This window comes from Serinicoccus chungangensis (assembly GCF_006337125.1).
Taxonomy (GTDB): domain Bacteria; phylum Actinomycetota; class Actinomycetes; order Actinomycetales; family Dermatophilaceae; genus Ornithinicoccus; species Ornithinicoccus chungangensis.
On the sequence record NZ_CP040887.1, the window covers coordinates 2,986,431 to 3,005,768 of the forward strand.

15 protein-coding genes are annotated in these 19,338 nt (G+C 66.3%); 8 read left to right on the forward strand and 7 right to left on the reverse strand.

Annotated features, from left to right (window positions below; all coding sequences use genetic code 11):
* Positions 1 to 27: 27 nt before the first annotated feature.
* On the reverse strand, positions 28 to 1,689 hold the full coding sequence (locus tag FHD63_RS13715; RefSeq protein ID WP_238705677.1) for a glycosyltransferase family protein: 1,662 nt from the start codon (positions 1,687 to 1,689) through the stop codon (positions 28 to 30).
* Between the two features lie 310 nt (positions 1,690 to 1,999).
* Here FHD63_RS13715 and FHD63_RS13720 point away from each other — a divergent pair, with 310 nt between their 5' ends.
* Genes FHD63_RS13720 through FHD63_RS13740 form a run of 5 tightly spaced genes read left to right on the forward strand, consistent with a single transcriptional unit; the run spans position 2,000 to position 7,061 of the window.
* Complete coding sequence (locus FHD63_RS13720) at positions 2,000 to 2,761, forward strand: class I SAM-dependent methyltransferase (RefSeq protein WP_158296785.1); 762 nt, start codon at positions 2,000 to 2,002, stop codon at positions 2,759 to 2,761.
* Positions 2,758 to 3,174: a hypothetical protein gene (locus FHD63_RS13725; RefSeq protein WP_139722514.1), complete on the forward strand. Its 417-nt coding sequence runs from the start codon at positions 2,758 to 2,760 to the stop codon at positions 3,172 to 3,174. The genes FHD63_RS13720 and FHD63_RS13725 overlap by 4 nt, the downstream gene beginning before the upstream one ends.
* Positions 3,167 to 5,245 carry a glycosyltransferase gene (locus tag FHD63_RS13730; RefSeq protein ID WP_158296786.1) on the forward strand — a complete coding sequence of 693 codons (2,079 nt, stop codon included), beginning with the start codon at positions 3,167 to 3,169 and terminating at the stop codon, positions 5,243 to 5,245. The genes FHD63_RS13725 and FHD63_RS13730 overlap by 8 nt, the downstream gene beginning before the upstream one ends.
* On the forward strand, positions 5,242 to 5,853 hold the full coding sequence (locus tag FHD63_RS13735; RefSeq protein ID WP_139722516.1) for a hypothetical protein: 612 nt from the start codon (positions 5,242 to 5,244) through the stop codon (positions 5,851 to 5,853). The genes FHD63_RS13730 and FHD63_RS13735 overlap by 4 nt, the downstream gene beginning before the upstream one ends.
* 20 nt (positions 5,854 to 5,873) lie before the next feature.
* Complete coding sequence (locus FHD63_RS13740; protein ID WP_139722517.1) at positions 5,874 to 7,061, forward strand: hypothetical protein; 1,188 nt, start codon at positions 5,874 to 5,876, stop codon at positions 7,059 to 7,061.
* On the opposite strand, the gene FHD63_RS13745 is transcribed toward FHD63_RS13740, so the two are convergent.
* The 3 genes from FHD63_RS13745 to FHD63_RS13755 form a co-directional block, all read right to left on the reverse strand.
* Complete coding sequence (locus FHD63_RS13745) at positions 7,036 to 7,722, reverse strand: sulfotransferase (protein ID WP_158296787.1); 687 nt, start codon at positions 7,720 to 7,722, stop codon at positions 7,036 to 7,038. The two genes, FHD63_RS13740 and FHD63_RS13745, sit on opposite strands and share 26 nt — an antisense overlap.
* A gap of 67 nt (positions 7,723 to 7,789) precedes the next feature.
* Complete coding sequence (locus FHD63_RS13750; RefSeq protein ID WP_139722519.1) at positions 7,790 to 9,526, reverse strand: heparinase II/III domain-containing protein; 1,737 nt, start codon at positions 9,524 to 9,526, stop codon at positions 7,790 to 7,792.
* A gap of 110 nt (positions 9,527 to 9,636) precedes the next feature.
* A complete protein-coding gene (locus FHD63_RS13755) occupies positions 9,637 to 11,133 on the reverse strand; it encodes an APC family permease (protein WP_139722520.1) in 1,497 nt (498 codons plus the stop codon).
* Between the two features lie 147 nt (positions 11,134 to 11,280).
* Between FHD63_RS13755 and FHD63_RS13760 the strand changes: the two genes are divergently transcribed.
* Positions 11,281 to 12,060, forward strand: a complete 780-nt coding sequence (locus FHD63_RS13760; protein WP_139722521.1) for a sugar phosphate nucleotidyltransferase — start codon at positions 11,281 to 11,283, stop codon at positions 12,058 to 12,060.
* A 31-nt stretch (positions 12,061 to 12,091) separates the two neighbouring features.
* Here FHD63_RS13760 and FHD63_RS13765 read toward each other — a convergent pair whose 3' ends face one another.
* Entirely contained in the window at positions 12,092 to 12,877 is a 786-nt protein-coding gene (locus FHD63_RS13765) for an HAD-IIB family hydrolase (RefSeq protein WP_238705678.1), read from the reverse strand.
* A 528-nt stretch (positions 12,878 to 13,405) separates the two neighbouring features.
* Here FHD63_RS13765 and FHD63_RS13770 point away from each other — a divergent pair.
* Together FHD63_RS13770 and FHD63_RS13775 are read left to right on the forward strand one after the other, a co-directional pair.
* Positions 13,406 to 14,944: a glycosyltransferase family protein gene (locus FHD63_RS13770; RefSeq protein WP_139722523.1), complete on the forward strand. Its 1,539-nt coding sequence runs from the start codon at positions 13,406 to 13,408 to the stop codon at positions 14,942 to 14,944.
* Positions 14,945 to 15,097: 153 nt separating this feature from the next.
* The gene (locus FHD63_RS13775) at positions 15,098 to 16,759 is read left to right on the forward strand and encodes an asparagine synthetase B family protein (protein ID WP_139722524.1); all 1,662 of its coding nucleotides are present in this window, start codon (positions 15,098 to 15,100) and stop codon (positions 16,757 to 16,759) included.
* Between the two features lie 3 nt (positions 16,760 to 16,762).
* Here FHD63_RS13775 and FHD63_RS13780 read toward each other — a convergent pair whose 3' ends face one another.
* Positions 16,763 to 18,130, reverse strand: coding sequence for a glycosyltransferase (locus FHD63_RS13780; RefSeq protein ID WP_158296788.1), 1,368 nt, complete (start codon positions 18,128 to 18,130; stop codon positions 16,763 to 16,765).
* 98 nt (positions 18,131 to 18,228) lie between these two features.
* A complete protein-coding gene (locus FHD63_RS16005; protein WP_158296789.1) occupies positions 18,229 to 19,182 on the reverse strand; it encodes a Gfo/Idh/MocA family oxidoreductase in 954 nt (317 codons plus the stop codon).
* Positions 19,183 to 19,338: the final 156 nt, after the last annotated feature.

Sequence of the window (19,338 nt, forward strand, 5' to 3'; positions counted from 1 at the left end):
CTGCACCCTACTCGCCCGCCGCCGCCCTCAGACGAAGACATGCTCGGTTCCCGCACCGAAGGCGACGACCCGGGCGTTGGCCAGAAGTTCTGCGGTGCTCACCTGCCACGTATGACCGGTGTCCCGGCGGACCTGCACGAAGTTGTACCGGTCAGATGCGTAGATCCGGCCCCCCTCGAGCAGCACCCGCCGAAGGAAGTCGGTGTCCTCTCCCCGGGTCAGGTCGGCGAACGGCAACCGGGTGGCAAGGTCTCGGTGCAGCATGAGCGTCGGTCCCATGACGAGGTCGGTCAGCATCCGCTCGTAGTAAGGAAACCTGACGACGAGCGCGCCGGTGTCCGAGATGAGCATGTGGTGGGCTCGCTTGCCGACCACATCGGCACCCGAGTAGTCGAGGGCCCGGAGCTGGTCGGCGAGGTAGTGGGGGCCGTAGAGGTCGTCGTCGTCCATCTTCGCCACGACATCGCCGTCAGCGGCCTGTATCCCGTGATTCAGGCACGCACCAAGGCTGAGGGACGGCTCCGCCTGCCTGACCTCCACGCTGGGGAGGCCCAGCTCGTCAGCCTTGTCCTGCAGCCATGGTGGCGCGTCGAACCCGTGGGTGACCAGGACGAGCTGGGCCTGCACCTCCCGCTGAGTAGCGACCGATCGCAGGATGTGCTCGACCTGGTAAGGGCGGTTGGTGGCCGTGACCACCGAGACGGACGGGTCGGTCACTCGGTGCACAGTCAGGTCGACGTGGCCGAGAAGATCGTCGACGCGATGCCGATACGTGTGCTCGGACAGGACGCGCCGGGCGGCGCGGTGAGCCAGCCGCTCCCGCCATTCGTCGTTGCCGACGAGGGCCCGCAGGGTCCAGCGAGCCTGCTCGGGGTCGCTGACGGTCACCATCTCGTCAGGGGCGAAGACGTTGTCGAGGGCGGGCGTGGGCGTCGACACCACCGGCGTCGCGCAGGCGCTGATCTCGAAAACACGACGGGGACACATCGTGCTGCTGTCCGGCACGGAACTGACATTCAGAAAGACCTTGTAGTCACGGTACGCGGACAGCACCTGGTCGTAGCGCAGGCTACCGACGACGTACTCGTCGAAGGGTGCGGGGAACTGGTAGCGGTCATCTCCGCCGTGGAACCGCGAGAAGATGTCCAGCCCCGTCTCGAGGCGCGGGCTCACCGAGCAGGCCGCCCCCAGGAGCAGGTCCATCTGGGCTCGTCGCTCCGGGTACTTGTGAGCGAAGTACATACCGGCGAACGCGATGTCGCGCAAGGGTCGGCCATGCCGCCGGACGGGGTTGTGGATCCAGGACGCCGCCGCGAACGGCATGGGGTGCACCCGGTCGTGACCCAAGATGTCCCTGTACGTGGTGACCATGTCGCCGTCCGTGGTGAGGACCACGTCGAAGAGGCGCGCGGTGTCGATGAAGTCATCGAAGTGGACCGGGTCCTCCTTGTTCCAGAAGACCGTCGGTATGCCCTGACCCGCGCACCATTCCACCAGCGCGCGCAGCTCGGGGACGGGCGCCCTGGATCCGGTCAACGCGTACTGCCAGGAACCGTGATTGGCGTTCCAGGCCGACTCGACCACGAGCAGGTCCACCGGTTCAGCCTGCACCTGCGCACGCCAACCCTGCTGCGTCAACTCGACCTGACGCCATTCCGACGCGAACGCTCGGAGACTGAAGTCGTCCATGATGACCCCGACCCGCAAAGCCCGGCGGGGGGACCGTTGCGGGGTCGTCCAGGTGGGGATGAGACGTGGATCGTATGCGGAGTCCGTCGCAGATGGGCTGTCGCTACGGGGAAGGTGACGGCGCGCGCGGTGACGGCGAAGAGCGGCGACCCCTCCATGGCGCAAGTGCCAGAGACCTCGGCGCCACGACTCGACTCGAGCCCTCATGAATGTGTCCCACCCGCCAGCACAGGCCGACCGTAGCAGGACCGACCGCAGAATCGCCGACGGTATAGTCGCGGCAAACCTGCCCTCGACGAAAGAGCGGTCCGTGGCAATTTCCCCGCCGCCCCCGGATGGTGAGACTGCAGAAAGCGGTCTCGACGAGCGCCTGGACAACGTGCTGACCGCGAGCAGGTCATCCCGGTGGCACGCCTCGGCCACACGGTGGCAGGCTGCCCGCGAGGTCGCAGCGATCAACTACCTGCAGGCCACCCTGGGCACGGAACGGTTCCTGCCACCGATCGGCGGTTGGGCCATCGACTACACCGTCGCGGCAGCGATCCTGGACATCATCCGCCGCCACGGCCGACCGGCATACGTGCTGGAGCTCGGCAGCGGATCCGGGACGCCGTGGTTCGCGGCGATGGCCGCACAGGCGGGCGGACACCTGGTCTCGGTCGAGCACGACACGGACCACGTGGACCGCACCCAGTCGCTTCTCGATCACTACGATTTCCAGGGCGTGTGCACCTTGGTCCACGCCCCGCTGATCCCGGGAGCGGATGGAGCATCGTGGTACGACCCGGATCCGATCCTGTCAGCCGTCGGGCACCACAAGGTGGACGTCCTCGTCGTCGACGGCCCTCCGGCCAGGTCCGGTCCGAACGCACGCCGGCCGGCACTCCAGCACCTGGCTCCGCTACTGGCGCCAGATGCCCTGGTCGTTCTCGACGACGTCGTCCGCCAGGAGGAGCAGCAGGTGCTCACCGACTGGCAACACGCTTTCGGCGAGCGCCTGCAGATGCTGCCGATCGTCGACCGGGCATCGATCTTCCGGCTGCTGCCGACCGACAAGGAGTCCTCACGATGACGCCCGCGGTGCGTTACACCATCCTTCTCCAGCAGCCCGTGCTGTCCTGGCAGGTCGCCGTGCGGCTGAGCCGTCCGATCGAGAGGCCGCGCGCCTACCTGATGACCGTGCACGGCTACGACCCGGGAGATGAGCTCGTGCCCACCGCCGGGAGGGGATGGTCGCGGTCCGAGCAGCTGGACGCCGACTTCTGCTATATACCCATAGGGGTTGCCGGAGAACTGCTCCCGTTACCTCCCCTTCAGCACGAGAACGGGGTGACGAAGCTCGAGCTCGTGGTCCGCCAGTTCGTGGACCCTCCAGCACCCCCCTCCGAGGCCGTCTCCACCCTGTGCTTCCTCGACCTGGACCAGGCCGATGTCCGCGCTCCCCGCGTCGTTACGACCCACACCCCGGAGGCAGTCGATGTCTGAGCCAGTCGCATCGGTCGTCATCGGCTTCAAGGACTGGGGGCTTGACCGTCTCGAGCGATGCATCACCTCGATCTACGCCAGTTTCGCCGAGGTGAGCTCGGAGGTGGTGGTCTCGGACTACGGCAGCGTCGACGCAGAGGCGGTGCGGGCGGCAGCGGAACGCGCCGGGGCTGTCTGCGTGCGCACCGAGACCGACGGCACGTGGTCCCGCTCCCGTGCGTTGAATGCCGGATTCGCGGCCACGCGCGGACACCAGGTCTACGCCACCGACGCGGACATGATCTTCAGCCCTGGCGCGTTGAGAGCCGTGTCTCACCGGCTCACCGCGGTGCCGGACGAGGCCATCATCCTCCAGTGCCGAGACCTTCCGCCGGGCGCTGGCACGGAGCCGGTCCGAGAGGTCGACTGGGAGGCCTGCGCACGCGTGGCGATGCTTCGTCCCCGATGGGGTATGGGTGGCCTGGTCGCCACCCATCGAGACGTCCTCGGACGGTTGCGTGGCTACGACGAGCGGATGCACACCTACGGCGGTGAGGACATCGACTACGCCAAGCGGCTGCGCCGACACGGGCTCCCCATCAACTGGTTCGACCGCCCCGGCGTCCGCATGTACCACGTCTGGCATCCCTCCTCCAGTCTTGCCGCGTCCCTCGACGACGCCGCGACGGCTGCCATCGCCCACAACCGTCGGATCCACACCGAGGACGGCACGACCGCCCGCAACCGGCACACGACCGAGCGTCTCGGCACCGTTCTGCCACCACTGCTCAGCGTGATCGCGCTTGCCGACACACCAGCGGAGGACGCCGCCCCTGAGCTCAGCAACCTCCTCGGCCAGAGCCTCACGGATCTCGAGCTCCTGCTCGTGGACGCCGGGCACGGTCATTCCGTCGCCGAAGCTCTGGGCGATGATCGCGTCCGGGTCGTGGAGGCCCCTACGGGTCCGTGGTGGCGAGCGCTGACGGAGGCCAGAGGGACCCACGTGGCGCTGCACGCCCCGGGGACCTGGCACCCGCCCAACCGGTTCGAGCAGCTGCTGGACCACACCGGTCGGAGACACGTCATGCCTGCCGACTCATCGGTCACCGTGGTGCGCTCCGACCTGGACCAACTGGTTGCGCTGCCGAACGGTCCAGGGTCGACGCAGCGACGGCCGTGGGCCTCGGTCCTGCTGCCTGTCGACACCACCCGGGCGGTGCTCTCGACCATGGACGAGCGCCTGAGCGACCCTCACGACCTCCTGCTCGCCCTGATCCGTAATGGCATGGTCGTCCAGCGCACTGACGGTACCCGGGTCGAAATCCTTCCGGACGCCACGACGAGCGAAATGTTGCTCAACGATCTCGACGAGGCGTCGGCTCGTCTCACCCGGTTGTTGCGCGCGGGCCATCTCGACGGAGGCTGGCTCGTCGAACCTGTTCCCGCGACAGCTGCGGAGCACGCGATGGCTGCCGCTGAACAGCTCATGCGTGATCGCGTCGACCTGGTGGTGTGGAGCTCCGAGACCGACCTGATCGGGATGGTCGAGCGTGTGTCGGACGATGACACGGTGCTGCGGCAGTCCTGGGTCACCGACGGGAACGATGAACGGGTCTTCGCCGTGCTACAGATCGCCGGTCTGCCGGGCGCATCTGCGCGGCGCCTGCGGCAGCGCGCCCACGGTTCGGTCGTGGCGGGCCGTACCCGCATCGATCGGCTCATGGATGACGGAGACATGCTGGAGTCAGCCCCGATGCCTGCGGTGGTCGATGAGCTGACACGGCTCTATGCCGACGATCCCGAGACCGCCGCCTGGGTCGTGGTGCGTGCTCGAGACGCGGCAGACGCGGCGGAGGCGACCTCCCGTCTCGGTCGGCTCCCCGGAGTCAGCACAGCCCTGCATCGGACGCTTCGCGAGGAAGACACCGTCCCCGTGCACCTGGCCGTGGGACTGACGAGTACACCCACGGAGGGCGTGACCGCTCTGCTCGCCGCGCGCGAGACGGTGAAGGACGAGTCCTCGGTGGAGCTGTGGCTCGGTGCTGAGAGTCGCGGTATGACCCTGTCTGACCTTCTAGGAGCGGCCCGATGAGATTCGCCGTAACCCCGGACCGCCTCCGAACCCTGATCACCAGCGTGCCTGGTGAGTTCGACGGGTTCCCGCCCGTCCCCACGCTCGAGATCGGCGTGGACCTGCCCGCCACATCCTCGGCGGACCGGCTCGCCGTGGGCCTGGCCCTTGTCCACGCCCCCTGGGTGGCCGGCCCGGTGGAGACGCCGCACCCCGTCTCCGCCCTGACCGCGCAACGGATCACCGAGTTCTTCGGTGATCGTTACGTGACGCTGTCGACCGTGGGAGACCGCCCCCTGCCCATACCCCGCGGCTCGAAGCAGGTGCGCATCGTCGACCTCGTCACACATCCCGCCCCCACACCGGACGAGTCGGCCATCGCCCTGGCGCCTTTGACGGTTGCCGAGGGCTGTGTAGCCTACGGCCGGACGTTGTCCGTCGCCTCCAACGTGCACCTGTTCGGCACCACGCCCGTCTCCCGTGGTGCGAGGCTGCACACGCTCGGGATGGGCGTCCTGCTGGCCGAGCTCGTCGACGCCGGCACGCTTCTCGACCCGTCCGGACACCAGGCCGATCCGCGCCTGCACCTCCTTCTGGAATCGGTCGGCCTCGGTCTCGCTGCCGCATGATGGGGCACCGCCACCTGGTCGTGGCCTACAACTTCCCTCCATTCGCCGATGCCTCGGCGGTCACCCAGGCCAAACGGGTCGCCGCCGAGGGCCGTCAGGTAGACGTGGTCAGCCAGGATCTGACCGGTCTACGACGCCGCGACGACACCCTTCTTGGGCTCGTCTCGCCCTTTCTCGATCACCACGACACCATCTCCGGACGTCCGCAGTTCCTTGCCTGGCCGAGCCTCCGGCAGTTCACCACCCGGGGTATGCGGCGACTTTCTGCGCGGGGACCCCTGACCCGCTACGCCACGGTCCGCTCGCGGTCGATGTGGCCGCACTCACACGTGCTTGCGGCCATGGTGAAGGTGATGCACCCTCACGTGGAGTGGCTGGCAGAGTTCTCCGACCCACTTCTGCACCGGGTCGACGGTTCGCACCGCCCCAGTCCCGCCCTTCCCGACGACGACGCCGTTCTGCGTCGGCTGCTGAGGTCGCTTCCGGCCCCCTATCGAGACTTCTTGCACTCAGGTGGTGAGATGCTGCATCTGATCCAGGCGCTCCCGTTCGGCCTCGCCGACCGGTTGGTCTTTACCAACGAGCAACAACGCACCGTCATGCTGGAGGACCTCGGGAACGACAGGATGGCCACGGCTGCTGAAGCCCGCAGCGAGATCTCACCGCACCCCACCCCCCCTGCACATTGGGTGGCGGAACCCCCGTCCCGACCTCACACCGATCAGCGCCTGTGTTGCATCGGCTACTTCGGCACCCTGTATGCCAACCGTGGGCTGGGCGCGGTCACCGAAGCCATTCGTTTGCTTCCCCCAGAGTTGCGCAGTCGCCTACGGATCGACGTGCACACGGAACAGCGCGCCCGCAGCTACGCCCAGGTCCAGCGCTGCGGTGTGGACGATGTCATCCGCATCCGGTCCGCGCTGCCGTACACCCAGTTTCTGCAGGAGGCGGGGAGCTACGACCACCTCTTGGTCACCGATACCCAGACCGGAGGATTCTCGGTCGCCAACCCGTTCCTCCCCTCGAAGGTCAGCGACTACGAAGGGACGCGCGCGAACGTCCTTTCCCTGGTCGTCCCCGGAAGCGAGCTCGACCGTCGTGGCTACCGCCCCAGCGCTCAGGTGGACGACGTCGTCTCCATCCGGGACGCGCTCGCCGAGGCCGTCGGCACGTCGGCGGACGTCAGTAGGAGTGCCGCTTGGACATGACCTGAGCGAGGCGTTCGGCGTCAAAGTTCTCGCCCAGCCACGCGAACAGCGGCTCGAGTGCCTCAGGGCGGCCGGCGTAGTCGTCGTAGTGGACGTGGTGGGCAGCAGGCCCGAGGTTCTCCAGCAGCCGGGTGAACCCCGCTTCCATCCGGTCGAGCTTAGGTAGAGCCTGGGGATCGTCGGCCCACCACCCGCTGGCAGCGACATCCTCTTTGCGTCGAGTATTGATGAGGAACCGGGCTCCTGGGAAGACATCACGCAGCCAGTCGACGAACTCGTCGACGTCAGCCTGGTACCACCGGATCTCCTTGAAACCGGTGACCCTGGTGTCCGCTTCCGGCCGCAAGAGCGTGGACGTCACGAGTTGGCGGAGCTCCGCGAGCGCCGTTTCCACCGGGTACCCGTCGATCCCGTAGAACGGGTCGGAGGGCGTCATCCCTCCGACCGGGGTCCCCCGGCGCTCCTGCTGGGCTCGGAAGTTCCGCCGCTCCCTGACGAGCGTGCGGTGGAACTGGTGCAGGGAGGTCAGGACCTGACGGTTCTCGCCACGGATGAGAAATCCCGGGATAGAGTTCAGAATCGCCTGCAGGGTGGTGGAACCGGAACGCCCATAGGTCACCACGAACAGATAGGAGAGGTCGCCGGGCTGGTGGTCGGTCATCATTTGCCTCCGTGGGTGGGTCGCGCGTTCACCCATGCCACACACCGCGAAGGATGCTGACCCGGTCTCACCGGCGTGTCCGGATCGTTGTCACCAGGCGCAGGCGGGGCCCGCGCCCACGCAGGACGAGAACGGTTGACGGCCACTTCTTGCCGGGTTCAGGGAAGGCCCAACCTCGCGGCTCCGGCCCGTCGATGCCCTGCTCTGTTGACACGGTCAGTGGAAGATCGCAGGTCCACAGCAGGTCGGCGAGGTGCAGACCTCCGGACATGAGGATGCGAAATCCACCGTCCGTCGCTTCGGCCCTCATGCCCGGGGTCAGGTGCCAGCGCACCTCGTAGTCCTGCTCGGAAGGGCCGTGCAGGACTACGTCGTCCTCCACGACGTAATCCACGGGCCCGTCGTAACCGCCCTCTCCGGGATGGTCGTTCCCGGGCTCGCGGACCGACACCGTCCTGGTCCACGTCGACTGCGCGCTTCGCTGATTGACGCCACGCACCCTCACCACATCGTGCTCACCGGTGGGCGGCAGCTCTTGGAAGTCCACCCCTCCTGTCTGTCCGGCCACGCGGGGTTGAGAGCGCCCAGCCACGATGACAGAGTTGTGGGCGTACTGCGAATAGGCGTACTGGACGTAGGGATCCTTCAGGTCATAGCCGTAGTGACCCGCCTCGGATATCACCGGGACGCGGCGACTGGTGATGAGCAGGGCAATGTCATCCGCCGCGTGGTGGTAGTGCGACCGATAGCCAGCCTTGACGAGGCAGTGGTCCGCGTACAGGTCGTGCCACGAGCTGCGGTAGACCAGGTACCCGGCATCGGGGAAGACCGCATGCCTATCCACCGGGGCAGTTCCCTTGCGCCCCTGCGTGACGGACCAGAGGAATCCCGGCCCGGTGTAGCTGCGCGTCAGGGCCGCTTCCCCCCAACGCACGGGCTTGGTGTCCCCCAGAGGAGGCAGCGTCCCGTCCGGCCGGAGCACATGGGTCGCGAATCGCTCGGTCCCGCGCAGGACTTGGCGGAGCTCCCCGGCGCGTGGCGCTTGGAGCGCCTCCAGCACCGGGACGCCGACCGCGAGCAGCAAGGCGACGATGAAGTGGTATCCCGGACTGTTCTCCACGTGCACCCCGTCCGCGGTGAACGCCGTGAAGAGGTTGTTCTCCAGTCGCCGTGCGACGGTGTCTGTCAGTTGCTCCTGAGTGGCTGCGTCGAGTTCATGACGGACGTCCGCCAGGTACTTCGCGATAGCGAGATCCTGGAAGAGCCCGTGGTTGTTGTCCCCTGCGTAGAACTCCTCAGTAGCGAGCAGCCTTGCGGTTCGCTCCAGGAAGTCGCTAAGCGCGTGATGGTGCTCCGCGCTCATCCGGTCCCCGGCCTTCTCCATCAGGTGGGAGAGCTGGATCAGCCGACGCGCCGTCGCGTCGTCGTGATACGCCATCACCGGCACTCCCGCTGACACGGAGGCCGCGTGGCCCGGGCCCGGGTAGCGGTCTCCGAAGCGGCGGTCCCACTCGATCGCCATCTCACAGGCATCCGAGAGCAATGACACGTCCTCGCCGACCTCGGCGTACCAGTCGGAGAGGAAGAGGAAGCCGTGCACGTAGCGCTGGGCGCTACGCTCCAGCGTCGAGTCGTCCCAGCAGTCTCCGCCCTCGAACGGGATGGACCCGTGGGCCACGCTGGTCAGGTATCGGCGTTCACGCCAGTCGGAGAGCCGTCGCCGGGCGTCCGCGCCCTGCTTGACGATGACCACGAAATCCAGTTCCCGGATACCGCTGAGAGTTGCCGGAGTCGAGGTGGACACGCGCCGAACCTACCTCAACCCCGGGGCACCGCCCGAGGACAGCCCATCCGTGGACAGGTCGACCCAGAGCACTTCCACACGGTGGCGACGCTCGGACCTGTCAGACCGCGTCACCCCGCGGAGGGGTGACCGGAACCACCCTTCCCCGCAGGAGCACGACCATGCTCGCCCAGCACCAGGTGCTGCATCTCCTCGTCCGTGATCTGCCGGCTGGAACGCAGCCGGACGGTGTAGAAGACGATGCCGAGCGCCACCCACACGCCCAGCGCGATCCACGAGGGAGTGCTCAGCTGGGCCGGCGAGCCCGGTAGGAGCAGCAGGCCGAGGAAGAGCGCACCCGTGAGGGCACCGAGGCCGCTGAGCACCTTGCGACCGCTGGAGCGGAGGTCCGGCTCACCCTGGTCGCTCCCGGACCACTGCCACAGTTTGTATGCCGCCAGGCAGGTATAGGTGTAGGCGATGGTGACGCCGACGGAGGTCATATCGACCACCCACAGCAGTGCCTCCCGACCGAAGAGCGGGGCGATGAGGCACAGGCCGGCGGCAAACCACACGGCTCTGCCGGGCGCGCCCGCGTCGTTGATCTTGGCGAAGAACGACGGCAGCACCCGTGCCCGACCCATGGCGAAGAGCAGCCGGCTGGCCGAAACGTAGAAGCCGTTGAGGCCGGTGGAGACGCCCATCACGACGGCGACGGCGAGCAGCACCAGCCCGATAGGGCCGAAGAGCCGCTCCAGCCCGTCTGCGGTGCCCCACGCCGGCGCGTCAGCGACCATCTGCGGCCACGGCTGGGCCACCGCGGTGGCGATGAGCATGGCGACGTAGATCCCGGCGGCGGCAACGATGGCCAGGACGATGAGCCCGAACGCCTTGGTCGGCGAGAAGTCGAACTCCTCGGCCGCCTGCGGGACGTTGTCGAAACCGACGTAGGCCCAGGGTGCGATCGCGACGATCACGAGAACCGCCGAGACCGGCGACACGCCGTTGGGGAAGTCGGGCTCGAGGTTGGACAGCGGGGTGTCCGGGTGTAGCCACGTCGAGAGCAAGATGCAGGCGACCGCTGCCAACATCACCAGACAGAAGGCATACTGCACGCGACCTGACAGCGTGCCCCCGCGCGCATTGAGGAAGGCGAAGATGAGCAGTGCCGCAGACGCGACAACCACTTCACCCAGGTAGACCTGCCATCCTGCGACTTTCCACAGCGGCACCCACTCCACGACGGCCGGAAGTAGCCGGCGGAAGAGCAGTGCCAACGCGGAGGCGTTGAGCGCGATGATGGAGACGTATCCGAGGACCAGCGCCCACCCTGCGATGAAGGCGTGGGTGCGGCCGAAGAAGGTGTAAGCGTAGGCATACTCGCCGCCGCTCACCGGGAAGTGCCGGATCAGCAGCCCATAGCTGACAGCGATGACGCACATGAGTGCGCCACCGATGATGAGGCCCAGGCTTGCCCCAAGGGGACCTGCCTGTCCCAGGAGGTCCTGTGGCAGGACGAAGGCACCCCAACCGATCGCCGAGCCCAGGGCCACCGCCCACACCCACTGCGGCCTGAGGGTCTTTCGCAACTCTTGTCTTCCCGCAGGCGCCTCCGGCGATCCAGTCACGACACCGCAGTCTAGTCGCGCGACCGCTGGCGAGCCCCTCTAAGGTGAGGGTGATGCGTCCCGACTGATGTGGCGCCCCGGCCGTTCCGCGGTCTTTGTCGACTTCTCAGCCGGTCCTGTCATCGCCGACCGGCGAGGACGTCCGGCATGAACGCACGCCCGTCATTCACCCCGGGCCAGCACCTGCCCAATTCCACCGCCGTGATACCGGCCGGTGGCACGGGAACCCGTCTCTGGCCGCTCTCCAGGGCTCAGCACCTCGTCACTCCCGGCACCACGCCAACCCGCCCCGCCACCGGGTTCGGATACATCGAGGTGGGGCCTCCCCTGGGGCTGACCGGGGCACCGGAGGCGAGACACGTGGAGGTCTTCAGGGAGAAGCCGGCGGCGGATCTGGCCGCGGCCTACCTTCGTGGTGGTCGTCACCTGTGGAACGCCGGCATCTTCGTCGTGGGCGCCGTGGTCCTGCTGGATCTGCTGGCCGCGAGCGACTCCGAGATGGCCAGCCTGCTTCGAGCGATCGCACAGTGCCCGGAGTCGTTGGAGGCGCAATGGCGGGGCATGCCCAGCATCGCCATCGATCACGCGGTGGCCGAGCCCGCCGGCAGGAATCGCCGGGTGGCCGTCGTCCCGGCCGAGTGCGCATGGCATGACGTGGGTGACTTCGCCTCTCTAGCGGGACGAGCAAGCCCTCACGGGTCTCACCCATGGGTGCGAGTTCTCGGAGATGAGGACGTCGTGATGGCGCCCGACTCGACAGGGTTGATCGCGCCGCACGGCGACCGCATGGTCGTGTCACTCGGTCTGCAGGAGGTCATCGCCATCGACACCCCCGACGCGCTACTCCTGACCAGTCCTGACCGAGCACAGCAGGTCGGGGCCATCGTCAACCTCTTGCGCGACATGGCCGGGGAGGACCTCATCTAGGCGGAGCCTTGCCGCCGGTGGTCTCCCCCGCTCAAGCGCCGAACGCTTGACGCCGCGCGCCGAGGAGGCCCTTGATGACGTCGACTGTCTCGACATGGTCCGTAACCTGGCGAGTCTGCACTCCCAAGGCCCGGACCGGGTAGTCGTTGCCGCCGGGCTCGAGCCTGTCGCCGACGAAGAGGATGTCCGTCGGCTGGATGTCGAGAGACCTCGCGAACTGCTGGATGCCGTACGCCTTGTCCACGCCCTGGGAGGTGATGTCGAGGGAGGTCGAGCCACCGGACCTGACATCGAGATCGGGCAACATCTCGCCCAGCCGCAGGGCCAGAGCCGCACGCTTCGAGCCGTCCGGGTCCCAGGCCTTCTTCTGGACGACGTCCGCACGCTGTCCGAGTGCCGAGTAGGTGACCTGCGATCCCCGGTCCTCGATCCTGTCCCCGGTGACCCGTTCGTCGGGCTCCCACAGCCCCAGGCCGCGAGCGGCACGCTCCACCGCCTCGAAGACGCGACGTCGCTGAGCACTTGTCATGTCGCGGCTGTAGACCAGCCCCCAGTCGGAGTCATCATGGTTCCACCTGTAGTACCGCGTGCCACAGGTCGGCATCAGGTGGAGCTCTGACAGGTGGTGTCGTGCGGACAGCTGGACGAGCAACTGGTCACGGAACTGCTCGAAGCGACCACCGGAGATGACGCAGACGGGGAGCTCGTCGAGCAGCTGTCCCAGCAGTTCTACCGTCCGCTCAGGAACCCGCGACTTCGACGGAGCACGCGTGTCATCCAGGTCGAAGGCGATGGCACGAACGTCCCTGAACGACACCTCGCCCCTTCCACAACTTGACCGATGGCCCGACGCCTCGCAGTGCAGGACCGCACAGCGGCAGCACACCAACGCAGCCAGCTCGGCACTTCCCAGCAGGGGACGTCTGCGACGGAGGTCCCGGTCAGGGGGTGCGGGGGGTCGTGGGGAGGATCGTGCTGCACATCCCCCCTTGCGGGGTGACGGGGAGGATAGCGCGCGGGTCGTTGCGTCGACGACCAGGCGCCCATCATTCACAGCAGTCCGAACGCGTCCACAGTCACGGTGATACCGTCCGCCATCATGGAGTTGGTCCGACGCCTTGGACATCGGATGGCCGAGGCTGCCCAGCGTTGTCGACTCCGTGTTCTACGGTCCTGGGGGCTGAGGGGTCTGTCACCCTTTCTGCCCAACAATGGGCCACGACCAAGCCCTTCATATCCCTTACAGGGCCAATTCCCCACCGCCTCGAGGGTCGGCCGCGTACAGGTTCAGCACCTCTCCGAACTGTCCGCCCAGATCGCCGACTTGCGAACGGCGAACGCCAACTTGTCCGAGCAGCTGACGTCGAAGGAAGCGGTGCTTCAGGAAGAGCGTGCGCGGGCTGCGCGTAGGGTCGGAGGTCTCTCCGACGCGCGCAGCAGCCTCGAACAACTGAATCTGGATCTGCGTGGCCACCTGGATGTCTCCAAGCAACGACTCGCGGCCATGAGGGCTCGGGCCGAGCGTGCCGAGCAACGCGCCGAACGCGCGGAACAGCGCGCACAGGCGCAGCGCGAGCAGAGGCTGAAACAGATCGAGCAGGCGCAGGTCGTCAAGAAGCAGTTCGCCGCGTTCAAGGAGTTGACAGCCGAGCGACGGGAGAAATTGCTTGGCAGTCTCACCAGCACCCGCGAACGCTTGGCCGCGACGACCGAGCTCTGGACCGTCGCTCGCCGCTACTACGCACTTTTTCGACAAGGCCTCCTTTACGATGAGATCGCTAAGAGTGATGTCGATCTGGCGGCCGATACCTACCTGTGCCTCCTGCCGAGTACTGTGCCTGCCGCCCTGGTCCTGAGCCGGAAGTTCGGTGGACGCGTCATCTGTGACTGCGTCGAGAATGTCGAGGTGCACCGACATTCTCTAGCCCCCAACCTGAGTCCGGCGGCGTTGGAGATGGTCAACACCACCGCGTACGGCGCCCTGGCCCAGTGTGACGGACTGATGACTGTCAGCTCCTCTGTAGCCACAACCTTGGAGCGATTCGGCCCCCCTGTGCGATTGCAGCCGAACTACCGTCGCCTGGAGTCTCCGGCACCCTCAGGCACGTTGCGAGATCGCTGCGGCGTCGGCGAAGACGCCACGATTCTCATCACGACAGGAAACGTGGTGGAGGGTTTCGAGACGCTGGTGGACGCGTTGGCGCTCCTGCCGGACTCCTTCCACTTAGTGGCTCTCGTGCGACTGAGTCCCGCCGCCTACGAGGAGCGAGTGCGCGAGCACATCTCGCGGCGCGGAATGACGGCCCGAGTCCACCTCCTCGGCTTTGCCCCCTACGACGAACTACCGGGGCTCCTGATGGACGCGGATCTCGGGATCATCATGCTCGACCCTGGGAACGCGAACCACTCGGTGGCTCTCCCCAACCGCGTCTTCGACTTCGTCACTTCCGTACTGCCCTTCGTCGCTCCCCCCTTGCCGGAGTTCGAAGCCTTCGTCACGGAGCACAGGTGCGGTTCCATCACCCACGACCTGACCCCCGAAGGGTGGGCCAAGGAGATCGCCTCCGCACTCACCCACACGTCGGCCAGGCGCTCGGCTGCTCACGTCGCTCGACAGTCGCTCACCTGGGAGAGTCAAGAGGAGGCTCTCGTCCATTTCCTCGGTGAGCCCGGGAGCGTCACCATGCTCGGGTTTCGGGATCTGACTCGTTACCAGCGTTTCCTGCGCATCGCCCAGACCCTCGGGACTCGCGGCACGCAGGTGAAGGCGGTGTTCTTCTCCGAGAACCCGGCCGAGGTCAATATTCCTAACACCGAGTTCTTCTACTTCTCGGATCGCTACGGGCGCGGTTCCGGGCTGCAACGTCTTCACAGCCATGACTGAGGTGCCTGAAAAGGCCGGAAGCTCGCCATGACGAAACCAGCTCACGCGTACAGCGCCACGGGGGTCTTTGTGGGCATGAGCGCACGCGGATGCACATCCGCACCGTCAGTTCTCCGCCGGCTTAGCGATTTCTTCAACCTTCCCGCGACTGGGATGCGCCACCTCCGCGGCGAAGACACCGTCTCGTTCTTTCTCCCAGGAGAACCCGACCCTCTCGACCGACCCTGGTGTCACGTCGACAACGCGACCCTCAGCGCGAGCGCTCACCCGCTCTTGACGCACGACGTGCTGTGTGACCAGACCGGCAAGTCGCTCAGGGAGTTCGTCGTCAACCTGCGCAACGACTCTCACGCGCTGGAGCGGATCGCCGGCCCCCTGAGCTATCTGCACCATAATGTCCTACGAGAGACGATCGTGGCTGCGAATGACTCGCTCGGAATCGGCAAGTTGTACTACGCCACGAGCGGAGAGTCGACGATCGTGTCGAACAACCCCTTGGCTGTGGCTCTGGCACGGCAGTGTGCAGCTGTCCAAGATGACGAATTCTGGGACGCCTACTACGTCACGGGAGGCGGTCTCGGGGACACGTCCTTCATCCGCGGAGTCACTCTCGCGCCACCCGGCAGCGTCCTCATCGTGTCCCAGCAGGGACTGGCGATCCGCGAGCACCATTCTGTCAAGCGTCTGCTCCAGCAGGCCCGACGCGATCCCCCAGCTCCCCGTACCGCCCTGAGCGCGGCGCGGGCGTTTGTCGAAGAGTTGAGACCGCACCTCGACAGCGCCACCCTGTGGCTGAGCGGTGGCCTCGATTCTCGGCTCGTGACGGCGCTCGCGCTGGACACCGGCCTTCCTGTGAACGCACACACCTACGTGCCCCCAGAACTCGAGGGACAGATCGCACGCGAGTTGCACGAGCGTGCAGAGCACCGCTACTCGTGGGGACAGCACACCGTCAACCCGGGCACAGTCCGACAGGATGCACGACAGCCGCAGTCGATTGAACTCCGTCCGGATCCGATCCTGGTCCGAGCCGAGGCATGGTTCACCTATCTCGGAGGCGACCATTGGTCGTCCCTGGTCAAGTCGAACCCCCCCTCAAACGCCATGCCCCTGGCTTCCACCTTCACCCTGTCTGGGAGTCATGGAGATGTCACCAGGGGTCACTACTACGGACACTCCGATGTCGAGATCGGGGCCCCTGAGGCAGCACTACGACGATTTCTGCAATCCTTCACGCAGTACCGCGCCGTACTTCCCAAAGATCTGCGAGAGCGCGGATCGCAACTTGTCAGAAACGCCTTGCTGGAGGGCATGGTGGAGGGCTTCGAAGGTTTCTACGCTCTCGACTACATGTATTTGATGAACAGGGTGCGTCGACAGTTCCCGCCGGTTCACCCCGCCGTCATCCTCCCCCTTCTTGTTCCTGAGATCCTTACCTCGACCTTCTGGCAACCGCCTCGCGAGAAGGTTTCTGCTGCCGTCATACGCCAATGGACGAATGAACTGATGCCGTCGTGGCGAGGAGTCCGCTACTACCACGAAGCAGCGGACGGCACTGACCCCGCCATCACCAACAAGGTCAGTGTCCAGAGCACCTACTGGGAGACTGACGAGACCGACTTCTATGCCGCCATGGACGCGGCTCTCACCGAGACCGGCATCGTCGATGTCACGATGGACGACGTCAGGCGGGAGCTTCGCTCGATGCCCGAGGGCCGCAACCGAACCAACCAGACGTGCGAGTTCATCTTCTGGCACTGCGCCGCGACCCGAGTCCTCCAGCGGCTGAACAAGGTCCGGGCGGACCACCCGTAGAGGTCAGGGGCGGCAGGTCAGACGTTCGATCTCGGCAACCAGGATACGCCTCTCGGCGTGCCAGGAATTCATGGCGGCGAAGTGCAGCGCCCGCTCTCGATATGCCGCGTGAAAGCGTGAGTCCAGGACTCGGTGAACCGCGTTGGAAAGCTCAATCTCGTCAAAAGAGTCATAGGTTTCGCCGCACCGCCACGCATCCACAAGGCGCGCGATCTCAGGGAGTCTAGATGCTACGAAAGGAACCCCGGAGTTCGGATATTCGAAGGCCTTGTTGGGCAGCGCGTACATGTTGTTCTTGGAGACCGGCTGGTAGGGAATGAGCCCGACTGAGGCTGCAGCAGTCCACGACGGGAGTTGGGCCGGCGGCACGGCCGGAAGGTCGTGGACTCGTGCCCTCACCCCTAGCTGCGTTGCGAGTGCCAAGAGCTCTTCCCGCAGCGCGCCGTTCCCGAGGAGAACTAGGTGCGCGTCGTCGGGAAAGTGGGACACGGCACGGACGCACACGTCAAGACCACGGCCGGCCACCAGCCCGCCCTGATACAGCACGATGCGCTTGTCAGCGTCCAGCCCCAACATGGCATTGAGGTCCATAGGTCTTTGGCGCACCGACGTCGGCACTGGCGGGGAGCAGTTGCGCAGGACTACGCCATCTACTCCGTACCGTCGTCGATACTCGTCCCTGATGGTGGTGTTCACGACGACGATCGAGTCGGCACGGCGCATGTAGTGCCGCTCGACGGGCCACAGGAGTGCTCGCTCGTGGGGCCTGAATGCCGTGCTCTCCAAGTACAGCTCATGACAGTCGTGCAGGTGCGGTCGGCGCATCCGGCGGGCGGCGATGCTGGCCCCCACGAGACCTGGAAGGTCAGAACTGACGATGAGGTCAGGGGAATGTGCCTCGATGACGGATGGTGTGAGGCGCCAGAAATCGACGAACCTGTTGAGGGTGTGAAACTGGCGCAAGGCATTCCGGACGGTCAGGTCGCGCTGCTTCCTCGCCGCACGACCGCGCCGGATCCACCAACGCTTGAAGATCGGCCACCGCTTCGTGGCGAGGGTGCGGATGCGGCGCCCACGCCGGGACGTCCACCAGCCGTAAGCCAGTGTTGCGACGCGCCCGCCTGTCAGCATCCAGGCAGGAGCTACGGGACGCGGCTTGCCCGCGCGTTCCCGTCGCAGCTGCGCCTCCTGGTCCCAACGGGCTCTTCGCAGGGTGTTCTGTCGGGTCATCCACATCTGGTATCGCATTGCTGCAGACCGGACCTCGACGAAGGTGGCGCTGAGCCGTGGACTGGACAGGCCGAGAAAGAAATCCTCGCGCGGCGGGGTGTTGACGACGGTCACCTGAGCCCCGAGGTCCAGAAGTGTCACGATGTTCCGCCTGATACGACCCCGCAACTGCGGCTTCATGGCCACGACGACCACCCGCAGGGGTCGCGATGCTTGTGCTGCGGAGCCTCGCGGCCCGCTCATGCTGGCTCGGCTACTCGTCCCACACCCGAGACTGGCCCTACCTGGACAGCGTTGCCCGTTCGCGTGGACATCATGACCGCTTTCATGACGCTGAGGGTATGCGCTCCTTCCCGGAAGGTGACGACATCGCATCCCTGGCCGCGAACAGCCTCCCAGAAGACTTGATGCTGCAGGCGCAGCGGCTCGGTCTGCCTCAACACGTACCGAATCTCGTCCCCTTCACCGACCCGCCGGAACAGTGTCGCCGTCTCCCATGCGTCAGCTGGATGAGTCACGCTGGCATGGAATGTCAAGGTCGATCTGCCGAGGTCGGCGATCAGGTGGCCGCGCTCGCCCGTGACAGAGATGACGTGCTCGAACAGGGGGGACAAGTCATTGACGACGTGGTTGACCACCTTGTCGTCCGACAACGAGCCGGTCACGGAGATCATCTCCGCCCCGCGGCGTCCCACTGGACCCGTGGAAACGGCGCTGATGGTGCGATACGGCGAGGCCGCCAACCAGGTCGTGAGGTCGAGGTTCTGCGCCGTGACATCCTGGAGGGTCAGCGCGTCCTGGTCGCGAGCCGAGGCCCCCCCCTCCCGGCGCGTGCTGATCTGGTAAAGGGCTCCCAACTGGCCCAGTGCCAATCTGCGCCGCAGCTCCTGCACGGCTGGCGTGTATCGATCAAGGTTGCCCACCGCTCCGATGAGGCCTGCGTCCTCGAACCACCGGCTGACGTCTGGCAAGGACTCCAAGGCCAGAGCACACGGCTGGGTCAGAAGGCAGTGCACGCCGGCGTCGATAAACATCTCAGCCGCGTCTTGGCCGAGGCAGAGAGGACCCGCCACGATGGCACAGTCGACACCGGCGCCCACGACCTCTCGCACTGCGGTCGGCGCGAGACGCTTGGAATCCGCCCCGAGAGCCTCAGCGCTGGCGACGGCGATCAGGTCCACTTCTTCGAGCATGCCGATGCTCTGCGCATGTGGGCTGACGAACCTGTCCGGACCGATCAGCCCGACTCGTAGATGGCTCCCTCTCACACCACAGGCCTGATCGTCGTTGGTCGCGGCTGGTGGCCCTTCTGGCTTCGGCTCAGAAGTGCACGTCGGCGTGGTCTCTCC